Origin of the sequence: Streptococcus mitis, assembly GCF_000722765.2 — a bacterium.
GTDB classification, from domain to species: domain Bacteria; phylum Bacillota; class Bacilli; order Lactobacillales; family Streptococcaceae; genus Streptococcus; species Streptococcus mitis_AQ.
Window position 1 is genome coordinate 593,787 of record NZ_CP028415.1, and the last position, 18,979, is coordinate 612,765.

Annotated in this window: 21 protein-coding genes; 17 read left to right on the plus strand and 4 right to left on the minus strand. The window is 39.3% G+C overall.

What is annotated here, in order from left to right; all coding sequences use genetic code 11:
• Positions 1-10: 10 nt before the first annotated feature.
• Positions 11-1,039 (minus strand): tRNA preQ1(34) S-adenosylmethionine ribosyltransferase-isomerase QueA, encoded by a 1,029-nt coding sequence (gene queA, locus SK637_RS03280; protein WP_033688433.1) that lies wholly within the window; start codon positions 1,037-1,039, stop codon positions 11-13.
• Positions 1,040-1,189: 150 nt separating this feature from the next.
• On the opposite strand from queA, the gene SK637_RS03285 reads away from it, so the two are divergent.
• Positions 1,190-1,897 (plus strand): glucosamine-6-phosphate deaminase, encoded by a 708-nt coding sequence (locus SK637_RS03285; protein WP_033688401.1) that lies wholly within the window; start codon positions 1,190-1,192, stop codon positions 1,895-1,897.
• A gap of 49 nt (positions 1,898-1,946) precedes the next feature.
• Here SK637_RS03285 and SK637_RS03290 read toward each other — a convergent pair.
• A protein-coding gene (locus SK637_RS03290) for an IS3 family transposase (protein WP_135783529.1) occupies positions 1,947-3,295 on the minus strand; the annotation gives its coding sequence in 2 pieces (ribosomal slippage) (positions 1,947-2,845 and positions 2,845-3,295; 1,350 coding nt in all).
• Between the two features lie 243 nt (positions 3,296-3,538).
• Entirely contained in the window at positions 3,539-4,123 is a 585-nt protein-coding gene (locus tag SK637_RS03295) for a rhomboid family intramembrane serine protease (protein ID WP_033688452.1), read from the minus strand.
• A gap of 210 nt (positions 4,124-4,333) precedes the next feature.
• Here SK637_RS03295 and rpsU point away from each other — a divergent pair, with 210 nt between their 5' ends.
• The 9 genes from rpsU to SK637_RS03340 all read left to right on the plus strand — a co-directional run bounded on the left by rpsU (position 4,334) and on the right by SK637_RS03340 (position 10,492).
• Positions 4,334-4,510, plus strand: a complete 177-nt coding sequence (rpsU, locus tag SK637_RS03300; RefSeq protein WP_000048054.1) for a 30S ribosomal protein S21 — start codon at positions 4,334-4,336, stop codon at positions 4,508-4,510.
• A gap of 129 nt (positions 4,511-4,639) precedes the next feature.
• Positions 4,640-5,575, plus strand: a complete 936-nt coding sequence (gene hprK / locus SK637_RS03305) for an HPr(Ser) kinase/phosphatase (protein WP_000115157.1) — start codon at positions 4,640-4,642, stop codon at positions 5,573-5,575.
• Positions 5,568-6,356 (plus strand): prolipoprotein diacylglyceryl transferase, encoded by a 789-nt coding sequence (lgt, locus tag SK637_RS03310; RefSeq protein WP_000886651.1) that lies wholly within the window; start codon positions 5,568-5,570, stop codon positions 6,354-6,356. Before hprK ends, lgt begins: the two co-directional genes overlap by 8 nt.
• Positions 6,357-6,740: a DUF948 domain-containing protein gene (locus tag SK637_RS03315; protein WP_000895039.1), complete on the plus strand. Its 384-nt coding sequence runs from the start codon at positions 6,357-6,359 to the stop codon at positions 6,738-6,740.
• A 15-nt stretch (positions 6,741-6,755) separates the two neighbouring features.
• Positions 6,756-7,145, plus strand: a complete 390-nt coding sequence (locus SK637_RS03320) for a YtxH domain-containing protein (RefSeq protein ID WP_033688454.1) — start codon at positions 6,756-6,758, stop codon at positions 7,143-7,145.
• 83 nt (positions 7,146-7,228) lie between these two features.
• Entirely contained in the window at positions 7,229-8,359 is a 1,131-nt protein-coding gene (hemW, locus tag SK637_RS03325) for a radical SAM family heme chaperone HemW (RefSeq protein WP_033688456.1), read from the plus strand.
• 4 nt (positions 8,360-8,363) lie between these two features.
• On the plus strand, positions 8,364-9,101 hold the full coding sequence (locus tag SK637_RS03330) for an acyl-[acyl-carrier-protein] thioesterase (protein ID WP_033688678.1): 738 nt from the start codon (positions 8,364-8,366) through the stop codon (positions 9,099-9,101).
• Between the two features lie 10 nt (positions 9,102-9,111).
• Positions 9,112-9,885 carry a TIGR01457 family HAD-type hydrolase gene (locus tag SK637_RS03335; RefSeq protein WP_033688459.1) on the plus strand — a complete coding sequence of 258 codons (774 nt, stop codon included), beginning with the start codon at positions 9,112-9,114 and terminating at the stop codon, positions 9,883-9,885.
• The gene (locus SK637_RS03340) at positions 9,875-10,492 is read left to right on the plus strand and encodes a TIGR01906 family membrane protein (protein ID WP_033688463.1); all 618 of its coding nucleotides are present in this window, start codon (positions 9,875-9,877) and stop codon (positions 10,490-10,492) included. The genes SK637_RS03335 and SK637_RS03340 overlap by 11 nt, the downstream gene beginning before the upstream one ends.
• A gap of 142 nt (positions 10,493-10,634) precedes the next feature.
• On the opposite strand, the gene SK637_RS09740 is transcribed toward SK637_RS03340, so the two are convergent.
• The gene (locus SK637_RS09740) at positions 10,635-11,534 is read right to left on the minus strand and encodes a helix-turn-helix domain-containing protein (RefSeq protein ID WP_033688466.1); all 900 of its coding nucleotides are present in this window, start codon (positions 11,532-11,534) and stop codon (positions 10,635-10,637) included.
• A 192-nt stretch (positions 11,535-11,726) separates the two neighbouring features.
• Here SK637_RS09740 and SK637_RS03350 point away from each other — a divergent pair, with 192 nt between their 5' ends.
• The 7 genes from SK637_RS03350 to SK637_RS03380 all read left to right on the plus strand — a co-directional run bounded on the left by SK637_RS03350 (position 11,727) and on the right by SK637_RS03380 (position 18,773).
• Positions 11,727-12,785, plus strand: a complete 1,059-nt coding sequence (locus SK637_RS03350; protein ID WP_033688468.1) for a PspC-like choline-binding domain-containing protein — start codon at positions 11,727-11,729, stop codon at positions 12,783-12,785.
• A 19-nt stretch (positions 12,786-12,804) separates the two neighbouring features.
• On the plus strand, positions 12,805-13,905 hold the full coding sequence (locus SK637_RS10325) for a PspC-like choline-binding domain-containing protein (RefSeq protein WP_050489871.1): 1,101 nt from the start codon (positions 12,805-12,807) through the stop codon (positions 13,903-13,905).
• Between the two features lie 346 nt (positions 13,906-14,251).
• Entirely contained in the window at positions 14,252-15,790 is a 1,539-nt protein-coding gene (locus SK637_RS03360) for a DUF6287 domain-containing protein (protein WP_033688469.1), read from the plus strand.
• Positions 15,791-16,025: 235 nt separating this feature from the next.
• A complete protein-coding gene (locus SK637_RS03365; RefSeq protein ID WP_033688471.1) occupies positions 16,026-16,427 on the plus strand; it encodes a Spx/MgsR family RNA polymerase-binding regulatory protein in 402 nt (133 codons plus the stop codon).
• Positions 16,427-16,705 (plus strand): UPF0223 family protein, encoded by a 279-nt coding sequence (locus SK637_RS03370; RefSeq protein WP_001041961.1) that lies wholly within the window; start codon positions 16,427-16,429, stop codon positions 16,703-16,705. Before SK637_RS03365 ends, SK637_RS03370 begins: the two co-directional genes overlap by 1 nt.
• A complete protein-coding gene (locus SK637_RS03375) occupies positions 16,695-17,468 on the plus strand; it encodes an inositol monophosphatase family protein (protein WP_033688476.1) in 774 nt (257 codons plus the stop codon). The genes SK637_RS03370 and SK637_RS03375 overlap by 11 nt, the downstream gene beginning before the upstream one ends.
• The gene (locus SK637_RS03380) at positions 17,469-18,773 is read left to right on the plus strand and encodes an RsmF rRNA methyltransferase first C-terminal domain-containing protein (RefSeq protein WP_033688478.1); all 1,305 of its coding nucleotides are present in this window, start codon (positions 17,469-17,471) and stop codon (positions 18,771-18,773) included. It abuts the gene before it with no gap.
• Positions 18,774-18,979: the final 206 nt, after the last annotated feature.

An 18,979-nucleotide genomic window follows, 5' to 3' on the forward strand; every position in this document is an offset into this window, starting at 1 on the left:
ATTATATAAATTAATAGATAAACATGGCATCGCCAAAACTAAAGAAGCGGTAGTGTTCTTGAATGGCATGGTGGTAGGCATCTAAGACCAATTCACGGCCGGCAAAGGCAGAAACCAACATGACCAGAGTTGATTTTGGCAGGTGGAAGTTGGTTGAGAAGGCATCCACAACCTTCCATTCATAGCCAGGTTTGATAAAGATATTGGTCCAGCCAGAATCTGCTTGGATTTGCCCATCAAACTTAGAACCAATAGTCTCTAAGGTGCGGATAGAAGTGGTTCCGACAGCGATGACACGGCTTCCATTTTTCTTGACAGAGCGAAGGGTGCTAGCAGCCTCCTCAGAAAGCTGGTAGAATTCTGAGTGCATTTCGTGTTCGTCCAGATTGTCAACTGAAACAGGTCTAAAGGTTCCGAGTCCGACATGAAGAGTCAAATAGACTAGATGAACACCCTTAGCTTGGATTTCTGCCAGCAATTCTTTGGTGAAGTGCAATCCAGCAGTTGGTGCTGCAGCAGAACCACTTTCCTTAGCGTAAACGGTTTGATAGCGTTCACGGTCATCCAGTTTTTCATGGATATAAGGTGGTAATGGCATTTCTCCCAGACTTTCTAAAACTTCTAGGAAAATTCCTTGGTATTCAAAGCGGACAATGCGGCCCCCGTGAGTCAATTCTTCCGTAACAACAGCTCTGAGACGGCCATCACCAAAGCTAACACGAGTCCCGACCTTGAGGCGTTTGGCAGGTTTAGCCAGAACCTCCCACTCATCTCCACTAGTGTTTTTGAGGAGGAGAAGTTCCACATGTCCCCCTGTTTCCTCTTTTTGACCATAGAGGCGGGCAGGGAGAACGCGGGTGTCGTTCATAACAAGGGCATCACCTGGTTCCAGCATATCAATAATAGAGTGGAAGTGTTTATCCTGCATTTCTCCCGTCTCACGGTTGACAATGAGGAGTTTAGAGGCATCTCGTTTTTCAAGGGGCGTTTGGGCAATCAATTCCTCAGGCAAGTGGAAATCAAAATCAGCTGTATTCATATATTTGTTCATTCTTTCTAAGTTCTAATCTTATCCATTATAACATGTTTCAAGTATAGTCGCTCTTTTTTTAGAAATTAAATCGTTTTCACTTGACAAAAATTGGTCTATACCATATAATAAATATAGATTGAAACGGAGGATAAAAAGATGAAAGTTATTAAAGTTGAAAACCAAATCGAAGGTGGAAAAGTTGCTTTTGAGATTTTGAAGGAAAAATTGGCCAATGGAGCTCAAACACTAGGACTCGCGACAGGAAGTAGCCCACTTGAATTTTACAAGGAAATTGTTGAGAGTGACCTTGATTTTTCAAATCTAACCAGTGTCAACCTTGATGAGTATGTAGGACTTGATGGAGACAATCCACAGTCTTACCGTTACTTCATGCAAGAAAACTTGTTCAACCAAAAACCATTTAAAGAAAGTTTCTTACCTCGTGGAGTTAAGGACAATGCTGAAGCTGAAGTTGAACGCTACAACCAAATTTTGGCTGACCATCCAGTTGACCTCCAAATCTTGGGAATCGGTCGCAATGGACATATCGGATTTAATGAACCTGGTACTCCATTTGACAGTCAAACACATCTTGTGGAGCTTGACCAGTCTACTATCGAAGCTAATGCTCGCTTCTTTGACAAGATTGAAGATGTTCCAACACAAGCCATCTCAATGGGGATTAAAAACATTTTGGATGCCAAATCAATCCTTCTCTTTGCATACGGTGCATCAAAAGCAGAAGCTATTGCCGGAACAGTGTCTGGCCCAGTGACTGAGAATCTCCCAGCAAGTAGCCTCCAAAATCACCCTGATGTGACGATTATTGCAGATGCTGAAGCGCTCAGTTTACTTGAAAAATAAAAAGTATAAAAACCACTTTGTACTGACCCCAAAAAGTTAGACAATTAATTTAAGCAAAGGATTTAGTTCTGTATTGTACAGGGCTAAGTCCTTTTAGTTTTACCTTAATTCGTTTATTGTTGTAGTAATCAATATAGTCTACAATAGCTTGTTCCAAGTGTTCAAGTGACTGAAACGTATTCTCATAACCATAAAATATTTCAGACTTAAGAATGCCAAAGAAAGATTCCATCATACCGTTATCTGGGCTATTTCCCTTACGTGACATAGATGGTTGGATTCCCTTATTCTTTAAAAAATGATGATAGAAATCGTGTTGATATTGCCATCCTTGGTCACTATGGAGAATTGTATTTTCGTAATGATTCTCTGTAAAGGCTTGTTCTAGCATAGCTTTTATTTGTACTAAGTTCGGCGAAGTAGAAAGATTGTAGGAGATAATTTCGCTGTTAAAGCCATCTAAAACTGGTGATAAATAAAGCTTTTGGCTACTTGCTGGAATGGCAAATTCTGTCACATCTGTGTAGCACTTTTGCATTGGTTTGGTTGCTTCAAATTGACGTTGAATAAGATTATCTGCTTTCTTGCCAACCTCTCCTTGGTAGGAAGAATACTTCCGTTTACGGCGAATTCGAGCCGTTAAACCAATTACTTTCATCAGACGCTGCACCTTCTTATGGTTCACTACGAAGCCACGATTTCGTAATTCTAGAGTCATGCGACGATAGCCGTAATTTCCTTTATGCTCAGTATAAATTGACTGAATTTCAGCTTTAATATCATAATCTTTATCGCTTTGATCCAGCTGTTTTAAGTGGTAATAATAGGTTGAACGGGCAAGCTTAATAATCTTTAGAAGGATATCTAAAGAAAACTCTGTTACCAGTCCTTGAACAATTTCCGTTTTTCTTCTTGCTCCTTTTCGTCCCTCAATCGGAGTTCTCTCAACTTTTTTAGAATGGCATTCTCCGCTCTCAAGTACTCATTTTCTGCTTGAAGACGTTCTAATTCTGTCATATCTTCAAATCTCTTCTTTGGCTTACGTCCCATTTTAGGTGGTCTCCCTCTTGTTTTCTCAACAATAGTATACCCGTTTTTCTTATATTGTGCCAGCCAATTCGAAAGTAATCCACTACTTGGAAGAGCATAATCCAGAGACGCCCTAATTTGTGAATGCCCCTCAAGAAGAACTTTATCAATGATCTCTTGTTTTAGTTCAGGAGAATAGTAACAATTCTTTCCTTTTTTGACGATTTCTATTCCATAACGATCAATCAATTTAATCATGTACTGAAGATTAGAAATGTTTATCCCAAATTGATTTGAAAGTTGTCTAAAGCTCTCTCCTTTCTTTCTTAATTCATATATTTGAACTTTATCTTCATAAGTTAATTTCATAATAAAAACACCCTAAAAGTTAGATTTTTATGTCTAACTTTTGGGGTGCAGTTCACTTGCTCTTTGGAGTGAGTGGTTTTTTACTTCAAATGTTCACTATCCTGCTAAAAGAAATTTTTCTGTAAATTCCCGTAACAGTTGTCGATATTTCTCATAAAAAGGTATCCAATAGAAAATTATTAAATGTCTGTAAACTGTGATATAATCGTATTGACTATTTTTTATGATACTATACGATTTTTATTAAGACAGTCGATAGTTGTTGATGCTGGAAACCATGATATAACTGGCAATTCCTGACATGTGAAGAAAGGTTGAAATCCAGCCTGTTATACTTGGTAGAAGCATGGTGAGAGATAGAACGATTAGAAGGATATAAAATAGTTTTAATCCTAAATTGAAATTTTTCCATATACTAAACATACTCATCACCCCACCCGTTACAAAAGCATAGCCAATAGCAGAGATACCCGATGCTTGAATGTCTTGATTCTGTGTTAATAGATGGAATACTATTGAAGATATTACCATAGAAGTAATAAAAACGAAAAATACATATTTTGATCCCCTTTTATACTCCAATAGCCCACCAAAAGGAAGTAACATTAAAGTATTTAAAACTAAATGAAACCATATAAACCATACTGGTGCTTCTTTACTTCCATGTATAAATGTACCACTAAAGTATTGCCAACAATAAATTGGCTTTGAATGAAATGCAAATAAGTCATACATTACACTTCCCCAAAAGGTAGTAAGAATTCCTAGCAATAAACAAATTACAACTAAAATACTGACCACAGGGTAAATTTTTATGATTCTTTTCATGTTATAGACTCACTTCTAAATAATACTAATTTTTGCTAATCAATATGTGCCACTATTATATCATTTCCATCTATAAATGTTAATCAATTTTAACAAGATTAAACAAGATTAAAATTGAAGATAATATAAGTTTATGGCAGTTTTTTCTTGACAATTATTCCTTTTACGTGTAGAATAGAATAGATCTTGAACTTGAAGGGAGTGAAAAAAATGTCTAAAACAGTAGTACGTAAGAATGAATCTCTTGACGACGCACTTCGTCGTTTCAAACGTGCGGTTACTAAAGCTGGTACTCTTCAAGAAACACGCAAACGTGAATTCTATGAAAAACCTTCTGTAAAACGTAAACGTAAATCAGAAGCAGCTCGTAAACGTAAAAAATTCTAATTAGAAATGAAAGGCTAGAGAAATCTAGTCTTTTTCTTTTAAATAAATACTCCAAAGCCTGCAAAAATCTCAAATATCCTCCTACAATTTGATATAATAGAGAGAAGAACTTATTTGAAGGAGGAAATGATGTCGGTTTTAGTAAAAGAAGTGATTGAAAAGCTTAGACTAGACATTGTCTATGGCGAACCAGAATTGCTTGAAAAGGAAATCAATACAGCGGATATTACGCGACCTGGTCTTGAAATGACGGGCTATTTTGACTATTATACGCCTGAGCGAATCCAGCTCTTGGGAATGAAGGAGTGGTCCTATCTCGTTTCGATGTCCTCTCACAACCGTTACCAAGTATTGAAAAAAATGTTTCTACCTGAGACACCTGCGGTCATTGTTGCTCGTGGTTTGGTGGTTCCAGAGGAGATGCTAAAGGCAGCCAGAGAATGTAAGATTGCCATTTTAACCAGCCGTACGGCAACCAGTCGTTTATCTGGGGAGTTATCTAGTTATCTGGATTCACGTTTAGCAGAACGGACCAGTGTGCACGGTGTCTTGATGGATATCTATGGTATGGGTGTCTTGATTCAGGGCGATAGTGGCATAGGTAAGAGTGAGACAGGTCTAGAGCTTGTCAAACGTGGTCACCGTTTGGTAGCTGATGACCGGGTCGATATCTTTGCCAAGGACGAGATTACTCTTTGGGGTGAACCGGCTGAAATTTTGAGACATCTGATTGAAATTCGTGGGGTTGGGATTATCGATGTTATGAGCCTCTACGGTGCGAGTGCCGTCAAGGATTCTTCACAAGTCCAGCTGGCTGTTTACTTGGAAAACTATGATACACATAAGACCTTTGATCGTCTTGGAAACAATGCAGAGGAACTTGAAATTTCTGGCGTATCTATTCCTCGTATTCGTATTCCAGTTAAAACAGGTCGTAATATCTCTGTCGTGATTGAGGCTGCTGCCATGAATTATCGTGCCAAGGAAATGGGCTTTGATGCGACGCGTTTGTTCGAAGAACGCTTGACCAATCTCATTGCTCAAAACGAGGTGCCTAATGCTTGATCCAATTGCTATTCATCTAGGCCCTCTAGCCATTCGTTGGTATGCATTGTGTATTGTGACAGGCTTGATTCTTGCGGTTTATTTGACCATGAAAGAAGCACCTAGAAAGAAGATCATACCAGACGATATTTTAGATTTTATCTTGATAGCCTTTCCCTTGGCTATTTTAGGAGCTCGTCTCTACTATGTTATTTTCCGTTTTGATTACTATAGTCAGAACTTGGGAGAGATTTTTGCCATTTGGAATGGTGGTTTGGCCATTTATGGTGGTTTGATAACTGGTGCCCTTGTGCTCTACATCTTTGCTGATCGTAAACTCATCAATACTTGGGATTTTCTAGACATTGCTGCGCCTAGCGTCATGATTGCCCAAAGTTTGGGGCGCTGGGGTAATTTCTTTAACCAAGAAGCTTATGGTGCAGCGGTGGATAATTTGGATTATCTACCTGGCTTTATCCGCGACCAGATGTATATTGAGGGAAGTTACCGTCAACCGACCTTCCTTTATGAGTCTCTATGGAATCTACTTGGATTTGCTTTGATTTTGATATTCAGACGAAAATGGAAGAGCCTTAGACGAGGTCATATCACTGCTTTCTACTTGATTTGGTATGGTTTCGGTCGTATGGTTATTGAAGGCATGCGAACAGATAGCCTCATGTTCTTTGGTCTTCGAGTGTCTCAATGGCTATCAGTTGTCCTTATCGGACTGGGTATTTTTATCATTCTATATCAAAATCGAAAGAAGGCCCCTTACTATATTTCAGAGGAGGAAAACTAAATGTTAGAAGTTGCATATATTCTTGTTGCCCTAGCTTTGATTGTCTTTTTAGTCTATCTAATCATTACTGTACAAAAGCTTGGACGTGTTATCGATGAAACAGAGAAGACGATTAAAACCTTAACTTCAGATGTGGATGTGACCTTGCATCATACCAATGAATTGCTGGCTAAGGTCAATGTCTTGGCAGATGATATCAATGTCAAGGTGGCAACGATTGATCCACTATTTAGTGCTGTTGCAGATTTATCTCTATCTGTTTCCGACCTCAATGACCATGCGCGTGTCTTGAGTAAGAAAGCTTCATCGGCTGGTTCAAAAACTATTAAGACTGGTGCAAGTTTGTCAGCTCTTCGTCTTGCAAGTAAATTTTTCAAAAAATAAAAAAGGAGAATTCTTATGGGTAAACTATCCTCAATCCTTTTAGGAACCGTTTCAGGTGCAGCTCTTGCCTTGTTTTTAACAAGCGACAAGGGTAAACAAGTTTGCAGTCAGGCTCAAGATTTTCTAGATGATTTGAGAGAAGATCCTGAGTATGCCAAGGAGCAGGTCTGTGAAAAACTGACAGAAGTCAAGGAGCAGGCTACAGATTTTGTTCTGAAAACCAAAGAACAGGTTGAGTCAGGTGAAATCACTATGGACAGTGTCCTTGCTCAAGCCAAATCATGTGCTCGTCAAGCGACAGAAGCATCAAAAGATCGATTTAATAATCTCAAGGAGCAATGGCAAGAAAAGGCCAAAACTCTTGATGAATCAGAAGAGATTGTTATTGACATAACAGAAGAATAAACCATCACCATCTCTGGACGGACTATGTATCTGGGGATGGTGATTTTTTTCTCCTAGCCTGTCTTTGTGGTATAATAAGTACTATGCAGAGAAAACCAACGTCAGCCTATGTGCACATCCCATTTTGTACCCAGATTTGTTATTATTGTGACTTTTCAAAGGTTTTTATCAAAAATCAGCCAGTTGATAGCTATTTAGAGCATCTGTTAGAAGAGTTTCGTTCTTATGATATTCAAAAGTTGCGAACCCTCTATATCGGTGGTGGAACGCCGACAGCTTTGTCAGCTTCGCAACTGGAGGTGTTATTGGATGGCTTGACTAAAAACTTGGACTTGTCTGCCTTAGAAGAGTTGACTATTGAAGCCAATCCAGGCGACTTGGATGAAGATAAGATAGCTGTTTTGAAAAACTCGGCTGTCAATCGTGTTTCGCTAGGTGTGCAAACTTTTGATAACAAAATGCTGAAAAAGATTGGGCGCAGTCATTTGGAGAAGGACATTTATGAAAATATCGACCGCCTGAAACTGGCTGGTTTTGACAATATCTCTATTGACTTGATTTATGCACTGCCTGGTCAGACTATGGAGCAAGTTAAGGATAATGTGGCTAAGGCCATTGGGCTGGATATTCCCCATATGAGTTTGTATAGTTTGATTTTGGAAAATCATACGGTCTTTATGAACCGTATGCGACGAGGGAAATTGCCTCTGCCTAAGGAGGAACTTGAGGCTGAGATGTTTGAGTACATCATCGCAGAGCTGGAGCGAGCTGGTTTTGAGCATTATGAGATTTCTAATTTCTCCAAACCCGGTTTTGAAAGTCGCCACAATCTCATGTACTGGGACAATGCTGAATACTATGGCATCGGTGCTGGGGCATCTGGTTATGTAGATGGAGTGCGCTATAAGAATCATGGTCCCATTCGTCATTATCTCAATGCAGTTGAGGAAGGCAATGCTCGCATCACAGAAGAGCACCTGAGTCAAAAGGAGCAAATGGAAGAAGAAATGTTCCTAGGCCTCCGCAAGAAATCAGGGGTCTCTATGGCGCGGTTTGAGGAAAAATTTGGACGGTCTTTTGATGGACTTTATGGAGAAGTTGTCAAGGACTTGGTTCAACAAGGTCTCATGCAAATAGAGGGTGACCGAGTTCGCATGACAAAAAGAGGTCTCTTTTTAGGAGACACCGTAGCAGAACGATTTATTTTGGAGTAGGATGATGGGCTTAACTTATCAAATGAAAATGAAAATTCCTTTTGATATGGCTGATATGAACGGTCATATCAAACTTCCAGATGTGATATTGCTATCCCTTCAAGTTTCAGGGATGCAGTCTATTGAACTGGGAGTGAGTGATAAGACTATTTTAGAAGAGCATAATCTGGTCTGGATTATCACAGACTATGATATCGAGGTGGTTCGTTTGCCTCGTTTTGCAGAAGAAATCACTATCGAAACGGAAGCCCTGAGCTATAATCGACTCTTTTGCTATCGCCGTTTCACTATCTATGATGAATCAGGTCAAGAAATCATTCGCATGTTGGCGACCTTTGTTCTCATGGATCGAGATAGTCGAAAAGTCCATGCTGTCGAACCTGAGATTGTGGCTCCTTACCAGTCTGAGTTTGATAAAAAACTTATCCGTGGGCCAAAGTATGAACCTTTGGAAGAGCCAATCAGTAAGGATTACCATGTCCGTTTTTATGATTTAGATATGAATGGCCATGTCAATAACAGTAAATACTTGGACTGGATTTTTGAGGTTATGGGAGCGGACTTTTTGACCCAGTATATTCCCAAGAAAATCAATCTCAAGTATGTCAAGGAAGTTCGACCAGGTGGGGTGATCACATCGGCTGTTGAACGGTCTGGACTGGAAAGCAAGCATGAGATTGCAAGTGACGGGGCTACCAATGCCCAAGCTATCATCACTTGGCAAGAAATAAAAAAGGATTAGGGAGAAATAGATGAAATATAAAGGCTATTTAATTGATTTAGACGGAACCATTTATAAGGGGAAAGACAGAATCCCAGCAGGAGAAGCTTTTGTCCATGAATTGCAAAAGCGTGATATTCCCTACCTCTTTGTAACAAATAATACAACCCGTACTCCTAAGAGTGTTCAGGAGATGTTGGCTCAGAATTTTAATATCGATACGCCCCTATCGACTGTCTACACAGCGACTTTGGCGACTATCGACTATATGAACGACTTGGGGCTTGAAAAGACCGTCTATGTCATCGGAGAAGCAGGGCTTAAGGAAGCCATCAAGGCGGCTGGTTATGTCGAAGATAAGGAAAATCCGGCCTATGTGGTAGTAGGCCTGGACTGGCAAGTTGACTATGAAAAATTTGCCACAGCAACTCTTGCGATTCAAAAGGGTGCTCACTTTATCGGAACCAACCCTGACCTCAATATCCCGACAGAACGCGGTCTTTTGCCTGGTGCTGGTTCACTGATTACCCTTCTTGAAGTGGCAACACGAGTGAAGCCTGTTTATATTGGGAAACCAAATGCCATCATTATGGATAAGGCGGTTGAGCACTTAGGTTTGGAACGTGAAGAATTAATCATGGTTGGGGACAATTACTTGACTGATATTCGAGCTGGGATTGATAATGGCATTCCAACGCTCTTGGTGACGACAGGTTTTACCAAGGCAGAAGAAGTAGCAGACCTGCCAATCGCACCGACTCATGTGGTTTCTAGCCTTGCGGAGTGGGATTTTGATGAAAACTAAACTGACCTTTTGGGGCTCTATGCTCTTTCTCCTCTCCCTCTCAATTCTTTTGACCATTTATTTGGCTTGGATTTTTTATCCGCTGGAAATCAAGTGGCTGAACTTAACAAATCGAGTTTATCTAAAACCAGAAACCATTCAATACAACTTTCATATCTTGATGAATTATCTGACCAATCCTTTTAGTCAGGTCTTGAAGATGCCTGATTTTCGTTCGTCAGCAGCTGGTCTGCACCACTTTGCAGTGGTCAAGAATCTCTTTCACTTTGTTCAACTAGTAGCCCTAGTGACACTGCCAAGTTTCTATTTCTTTGTCAATAGGATTGTAAAAAAGGGCTTTTTGCCTCTCTTTTGTAAAAGTCTCCTAGCTTTAGTAGTCTTGCCTGTGTTGATTGGTCTTGGGGGAGTTTTGATTGGTTTTGACCAATTCTTTACTCTTTTCCATCAAATTCTATTTGTGGGAGATGATACTTGGCTTTTTGACCCAGCCAAGGATCCAGTTATTCTGATTTTGCCAGAGACCTTTTTCCTCCATGCCTTCCTCCTCTTTTTTGCCCTCTATGAAAGCTTTTTTGGCTATCTTTATCTGAAAAGTTCTAGGAAGTGAAAATTTGGATGAAGCTTCATCAATAAAAACAGCCGATATAGTCACAGTTGGTTCCTAACTGCAGCTATATCGGCTGTTTTTCTAACTTCTTCCCTGTTTATCGAATCTGCCTCTACCTGCCAGTAGCAACTCAGCCCAGAGTTTATGGCCAATCAATTCCAGTTTTATTGAGCATTTTGACTTGTTGATAGAAGAGGTCTCTCAATTGAGAAATAGTTTGGTCCAGGAAAAGACCATTCAGACTGTCCAGATAGGCTAAAATCTGAGTTGCCAGTTCTATTCCCTCCTTCTTATCTTGTCTGAGCAAATTATAACATTCTTGCATTTTAATGAAAAGAAATGCTTCTTGCAATACTACTTTTAGGGGATGTAATTCATTAATTCTATATACATCAATTTTGTCCACTAAATTTTGGGCAAGTTGGTAATGCCCATTTCGAGAATAGGTTCGGATGATGTCTGAGAGTGTCAATAGAAGATCTCGTTTTTGTTTGAAATCAACAAATGTTTCTTTTAGCAAAGCAAGAGCTGTTTTTGCAATTTGTTGAAGTGTTTCTGTAGGAAAGTCAAAATATTTAACTAAAAGTGCAAATAAGGTGTAATCCTTTGGAAGCCAGTAGTTTAGATGAAATAAGGCAGTCTTAGCCCGATTGAGGATAGTCCAATCTTCTTTCAACAAATTCTCCCTATTTCTAAACATGCCTAAAGATTGGATATAGGCATGATCAGTGCAATAGGTATCAGATTCTAATATTTGAATCAATTCTAGAATCTTAGTTTGTGTTGTGAGCCCAGTTTTTATAGCTTCGGAAAGTGAAGGATCCTGATACTGATAACGCATAAACAACATTATAACATCATGGGCATCATGGATTTTGAGATTTTCTAGGATTTTGAAGTAGGTGTCAACCTTGACGGTTGTGATGCCTTTTTCAAATTTACTGAGGTTGTTGGGACTAATAGCAGTACCAGCGGCTTCTTTTAGAGTAAAGCCTCTCTCCTCTCGGATTTGTTTGATAACTGAACCAAAGTTTATTTCCATTTTACTAATCTCCTTGTGATTTTACTTTATTATACACTATTTCAACTAGATAAGAAAAAAACAACAAAAAGATACGATATTGAGAAGTTTTGTAAGGGATTTCGGCAAAAAACTATTTTTTTCGTCGTTTTTCTTCACTAGTAGGAAAAGTATGCTATAGTATAGGGGAATAATATTTAAAGGAGTTTGTCTATGAAATTCAAACCAGTTTTGTTTGCTAGTTTAGCGGTAGCAGCACTAGGAGCTACTACAGTTCTTGATACAGAAGGAAACCTGCCCTTCTCATCACAGGTTGTTCATGCAGATTCGAGTGATATCGTGGGGATTAAAAAACATGATGTGAAAATTACACTAAAACAGCATCCTACATTAGAGAAATTAGATATCACGGCTACGATTGATAGTTTACCTAGAGGAGTATACAGTAATTCTATTAGTAGTGTTTTTGGTTTTTTTAAAAATGTTAACACTGGTGAACTTCATCAATATATTCTACCAAATATGTCGTTCACTTCTTATGAATTGTCAGTTTCAAGAGAGTTTTATTGGAATAATGATAATTTGATATCTTTAGCAGATGGAGATTATTGGATTGTGTATTCTGATACATTAGAGGATACAGAAGGTGCTCCTCGCTATGAACACCGTTACTACGGACAGTCTGAAATTGTGACAATTAAAGATCATAAAATTATCAGCATCGGTGGACGAAGACAAGCTACAGCCCAGTCTCAAAGCTCTCAAGCTCAAACACATTCTACTACTAGCAGCACAGCTTCTGGAAAAAATGGCTGGTCAGGTAGCTCTTACTACCAAAATGGCAACAAGGTCTACAGCAAGTGGATCTATGATTACCAATATAAGTCTTACTTCTATATCGATGCTGCGGGTAACTATGTTCAAAATGCTTGGGTGGGCAATTACTACCTCAAATCTGGCGGTTACATGGCACAAAATGAGTGGGTATATGATAAAAACTATGGAGCCTATTACTATTTGACTGGTGAAGGTAGCTATGCTCGTAGTTCTTGGGTCGGTAACTATTACCTCAAAGCAAATGGTAAAATGGCCAAGAGCGAATGGATTTATGACAGAAATTATAGAGCATACTATTACCTAACAGGTGAAGGTAGTTATGCACGTAATGCTTGGATTGGTGATTATTACCTTAAATCTAATGGTAAGATGGCCGTTAGTGAACGAACTCCAGATGGCTATCGAGTAGATGGTTCAGGTAAATGGATTCGTTAGTAGGAGATGATGGTAATTTATGATGAAAATGAAAACAGTATTAGTCTCGGCCTTGTCTATTTTAGTCGTAGGCTCTACAGCTCTCGTTAACGTTCAGGAAGTAATGGCTGACACTCCTAACATTGCTAAATCCGACTATGATCCTTCTAAAGTTAAGAATTTAAAAGTACAGATGAATTTGAGTCAAGATACAAGTTCGGGAAAATTAAAGATTACAGCTAGTATTGATACCTTCCCGGAAGGAATGAATGAGGTTTCTATTCCCTTCTTCTTATTTAATGTTAAAACTCAAGTGACTGAAAAGTTCCCTGGATTAGCTGATGCTATTTTTACACCTAGTCAACCAAGCGTGACAAGGGAATATGATATGAATCAGGCTAATTTGAATGCTTTTGCGGATGGCGAGTATCGAATTGTTTTGAGAGATTGGAAACAGCCTCCGTATGGTTACTATCGTTATTATGGTCACACTGAGATTGTTACCATCCAAGACCATAAAATGGTTGGAACAGGTACTCATATCGAACAGGCAAAAAATGGCTGGTTCGGTAATTCATACTATAAAAATGGAGTTAAAGCAAGAAACGAATATATTCGCAGTTCTGATAGAAGAGGAGTATATTATGTAGATTCGGATGGTAACTTGGTTGAAAATAAATGGTTTGGGAATTTCTACTTTAAACCTGGTGGTTTAATGGCACAGCAAGAGTGGATTTACGATAAAAATTATGGGGCCTGGTACTATATATTAGCTCAATCAGGATATGTAAAAAACTCATGGATTGGGAATTATTACCTCAAATCTGATGGTAAAATGGCTCAGAGCGAGTGGATCTATGATAAATACTACAAATCATATTACTATTTAACATCGAATGGAAGCTATGCTCGAAATGCTTGGATTGGAAATTACTATCTCAAATCGAATGGTAAAATGGCCAAGAGCGAGTGGATTTATGACAGAAATTATGGAGCCTATTACTACTTAACGGTAGAAGGAAGTTATGCCCGCAATACTTGGGTAGGCGATTACTATCTTAAAGCTAACGGTAAGATGGCTGTTAATGAACGTACACCAGATGGTTACCGTGTAGATGGCTCAGGTAAATGGATTCGCTAGTAAGTTACTGGCTGAAATAAATCCAAGAGAGTATAATCTGTATGAGAAAAGGAATCCTTTTAGGAAAGTATCTTAAAAGGATTTCTCTATGTTTGAAATAAAAAATATATGTGACAATTTTTATTATAATCATGCTACTATCATCATTCTTGTATTGTTTTAATTTACTTGCTACAATGAATAAAACAGTGTCTACACTTACCAACTATGCTATTTTGACTTTCAACATGGTCGTCCTGGTTTAGGTTATATTGTCTACATCTTTGGATGGGTCTTATTTGGCTATTATTTGGTGGATAAAAAATGGATACAATCAGAAAGGAATCATTGAGAAGGTTTGAAAAAGATGAAAAAGTATTTACGATATAGTATCGTTTTCCTAGTTGCCTTGCTTTTTTTAGGTGCTTGTGGAAAGAAGGAGGAATCCTCTTCAGAGGTAATGGATCAGATTGATATTGCGAATTCTCTTGAAAAGGACAATTTTGATGAGTGGTATCGTTCTTTTGGAACGATTGAACATTTATCAGGTGAGATGCCCTTATTTGGAACCATTGATCTTGGTTATAATGGTCAGGCCATTATTGTAAGAGATGGAAAAGAGATGTTGCATGGCCGTGATCGTGGTGGAATAATGAAAGGTCAATTTACGATTAAAAAGTATGTAGGGGACACGAAGGTCACGACTATTGATTACGAGCTAGACAAAACCTATGTCGTTGGAAAGTCATACTCTAAAACAACAGTCCTACCTGAAGTTGAGGTATCGCTTTCTATATCTCAGGAAGAGATTGACCGCATCGAAACCGACTATAAAGATCAGTCTTATACTTTTTATGGCTACAAGGACCCTAACGGTTATCTCATCTTGACAGATGGTAAAGAAGACAAACCAACAGTCTATCTTTACAAGCTGGAGCAACCTATGGAATTGAAAGTCACTGCCGATAAGGCTACGGTACGTAAGGAACCTCTCTATGATTCAGAAGTGATTACGGAACTCAGCAAGAATCAAAGAATAACCGCTTCTAATTCGGTTGCTGGGGAGAGAAAAGATAGAGGTCATATTTGGTACCAAATTGATGTAGAAGGTAAAACTGGTTTTATACTGCAAGCGGATATTATAGATCCTAAAACAAATCGTTACCCTACCAATATGATTGCTACGAGACGTCCATTTAAGGAACCAGAAATCTTGAATGGAAATCTGCATCTAATAGCAGATACATGGGTTAATGCTGCGGGTGAAGAAATCACTATCAAACCAGATGGCAGTATGAGTAACGGAGATCGCTTGCAGATAGGATCTGAGACAATAGATATACCTGTACTGATTGTTGAAAGAACAGAAGAGAGTGTCCTTGTTTATCCGGCTAATTCACCAAGCGACCCTCATGGTGGTCGGTCAGATAGCAGTAAGGATCGGATAGCTTTCTCAAACAAGCCAATTATTCCATCAGATAAGTTTTTCTACAGAAAATCAGATGGCGTAACAACTTTTGATAATACAAGCTCTCAAAATGCTACTGATCAGGAAACAAGTCAGAGTTCAAGTCGCGAACCTGTAGTGGGCAATCCATATGTTCAACATCCTCAAAAGGATGAAATGTCTCTGGTAGCAGGTAGTTGGTCGACAACTGGTTCAAAACCTAAAAACTTGATTATTCACGATTCTGGCTTAGTCAATAAATATGAACGAATCTTTTTGTCCAAGAACCAGGAAGGAGCCGTTGGAAAGCGATTTGAGATTGGAAGACGAGCAACAACGCCTGTACTCTTTATACCAGCAGGAACTGCCCATGGTGCGTCAGATTCATCCAAAGATCGCCTGTTCTATGAAGAATTTGGGAAATCAGACAGGGCTGAAGATTATTACTACCGAGATTAGAAGAGTTGTTCAAAATCAAAAGAATGTCGCAAGATTGTGGCGTTCTTTTTTGTTTGTCCAATACTTCCCTATATAAGTCCCTAAGAATGAATTAATCAAATCCAAACAGAGTCAGTCGTTCGCAAACAGTCTATTTTTCTTGAAAAAATAGGCTTTTTTTTCTAAAAATCCCTAGTCAAGCGCTTTATTTTTTTGTATAATAGAAGTAGTAAAGTATAGATAAGAAGAGAAAAGCATGATTACACTATTTCTATCACCGAGTTGTACATCATGTCGTAAGGCTAAGGCCTGGTTAGAGAAACATAAGGTACCTTTTGTGGAACACAATATCATGACCAGCCCTTTAACAAGAAAAGAATTGCAACACATCCTTTCCTTGACCGAAAATGGTACTGATGACATCATTTCAACTCGTTCAAAAATTTTTCAAAAATTGAATATTGATGTAGAGAGTATTTCGGTATCGGAATTGCTTCATTTGATTGAGCAGTATCCTAGTCTTTTGCGTCGTCCAATTATTATTGATGCCAAGCGCATGCAAATCGGTTTTAATGAAGATGAGATTCGTGCTTTTCTCTCTCGTAGTTATCGTAAGCAAGAACTAAAAGAAGCAAGAATGAGAGCTGGTATTAGTTAATGAACAAACAGTATAGTTACCCACTAGATTTGTCGTGGAGCACTGAAGAACTTGCTTCAGTGCTTTCTTTTTTTAATGATGTTGAAGCTGCTTATGAAGACAAGGTAGAGGCTAAAAAGTTACTGGACTCTTATAAGGGATTCAAAGCGGTCGTGCCAAGCAAGAGTGAGGAGAAACGTTTGGGACGAGAATTTGAAACAGTGAGTGGCTATTCGCTTTATCGAGCAGTTCAGGCTGCCAAGGAAAAAGGGGAAGGGAAGATTTCTCTTGGAAAGTAAATTTGAATTTGCTAAAGAGCTTGTTAAGAAAGCAGGTCAGTACATTCTTGACCATATGCAGGAAGACTTGTGTGTTGAAACCAAGTCCTCTCCAACAGATTTGGTGACCAGACTGGACAAGGAAGTTCAGGAACTCTTGGTTAGTGAGATTTTGTCCTGTTATCCTGAGGATAAGATTTGTGCTGAAGAAGGTTGTCTGAGAGCTTCGGTTCAAGAGGGCAAGGTTTGGGTTATTGATCCGATTGATGGTACTAATAACTTTGTCGCCCAGCAGGAAGATTTTGCTGTCATGATGGCTTATTTTGAAAATGGTCAGGGCCAGTTTGGCCTGATTTATGATGTAGTCAAGGGGGATTGTTATCACGGTGGTGGTAAGTTTCCAGTTTGTAGAAATGATCATCCCCTAGCTCCCTTTAAAGCAAAACCCCTTGGAGATTTTCTCATTGCAGGAAATAGTGGGATGCTGGAAACCAATGAATGGGGACTGGCTGATTTGGCTCGTGCGGTCCTCGGTGTTCGTGTCTATGGGAGTGCGGCCATTAGTTTTGCCAAGATTTTATCAGGGCGTTTGTTGACCTATGTCACCTATCTGCAACCATGGGATTATGCTGCGGCTAGTATTTTAGGGGAAAGTCTGGGCTATCGTGTTGTGACCCTTTCTGGTCAACCTCTTGATTTTCAAACTAGACAACCGGTCATGATGTTACCTCTTGAGATGCAGGAGGAAATTCAGTCCTATATTTACGAAAGGAAAAGAACTTAGATGCAATTTCCAGAAGGATTTGTTAAAAAATATGAAGAGATACTAGGAGATGAGGCAAGAGATTTTCTTGCCTCTTTTGAGGAGGAAGCGGTTTCGGCCTTTCGGGTCAATCCTTTAAAAGAAGCGCCAGTTTCTTTTCCTGATGCCATTCCTCAAACTCCTTGGGGCCACTACGGGAAGGTTTCAGGGAAATCGCCTGAGCATGCTACTGGTTTGGTTTATTCGCAAGAACCCGCTGCCCAGATGGTTGCTCAGGTAGCCCTGCCCAGTCCTGGTATGAAAGTCTTGGATTTGGCTGCTGCACCGGGTGGAAAATCAACTCAGCTGGCAGCCTATCTAGCAGGGGAGGGTCTCCTTGTTTCCAATGAAATTTCAAGCAAACGGGCTAAGATTTTAGTAGAAAACATGGAGCGCTTTGGAGCGACGAATGTCGTGGTGACCAATGAATCTACTGATCGTTTGGCTAAGGTCTTCAAAGGCTATTTTGACTTAATCGTTCTTGATGCCCCTTGCTCTGGTGAAGGAATGTTTCGTAAGCAACCAGATGCTATGGACTATTGGAGCTTAGATTATCCGAGTCAATGCGCTAACTTGCAAAGAGAAATTCTGGAAGATGCAGTAACCATGCTAGCTGAAGGTGGTCGCTTGGTTTATTCGACCTGTACCTGGGCACCAGAGGAAAACGAAGAGATTGTCAAGTGGTTGCTGGAAGAGTATGATTTTGACTTGTTGCCAGTTGAACATATCAATGGAATGGTAGCTGGTATTGATCTGCCAGAAACGGCTCGGATGTACCCTCATCATTTTAAGGGAGAGGGTCAGTTTGTCGCGCATTTACAATTTAAAGGTGACAATCCAGCTCTTAAATTTAAGGCAAGTAAGAGCAATCTCAGTCGAGAACAAGTTGCCTTGTGGCAGGAATTTGCCCAAAAACATTTGCAGGTCAATCTAAGGGGAATCTTGCAGACTTTTGGTGACCAACTCTATCTCCTGCCAGAACTTTTGCCAGATTTAGGGAAACTCAAGATTGCTCGCAATGGTTTGCATCTGGGTACCTTTAAGAAGAAACGCTTTGAACCTAGTTTCGCTCTTGGCCTAGCCTTGAAACCGAGTCAGGTCAAGCAGTCGGTTGAAATTGACCAAGAAGCGTTTGTAAAGTATGCCGCTGGAGAAACTGTTCAGCTGGCAGAAAGTCTGCCAAATGGTTGGTACCAAGTTTTGGTTCAAGGAAATGGGTTGGGCTTTGCTAAGGTGACGGGAAATGTTTTGAAAAATTATTTTCCAAAAGGCCTCAGATTCAAGTGAAAATGCTAGTCAAAGTAGCTTGTCTATGTTATAGTGGAAGTATGGATTTTTTTCAAATTATCTTTCATTTTAAGTCAAAAATGGTGGGCAAGGTAACTGAGCAAATGACTAGTAAAACTAAGCAAAGAACTTCAGTTGGCTCCCAATTTTCAAAAGAAAAACATAAATAAATAGTTGAAAAAATTCACAGCATTCACCATTATTTT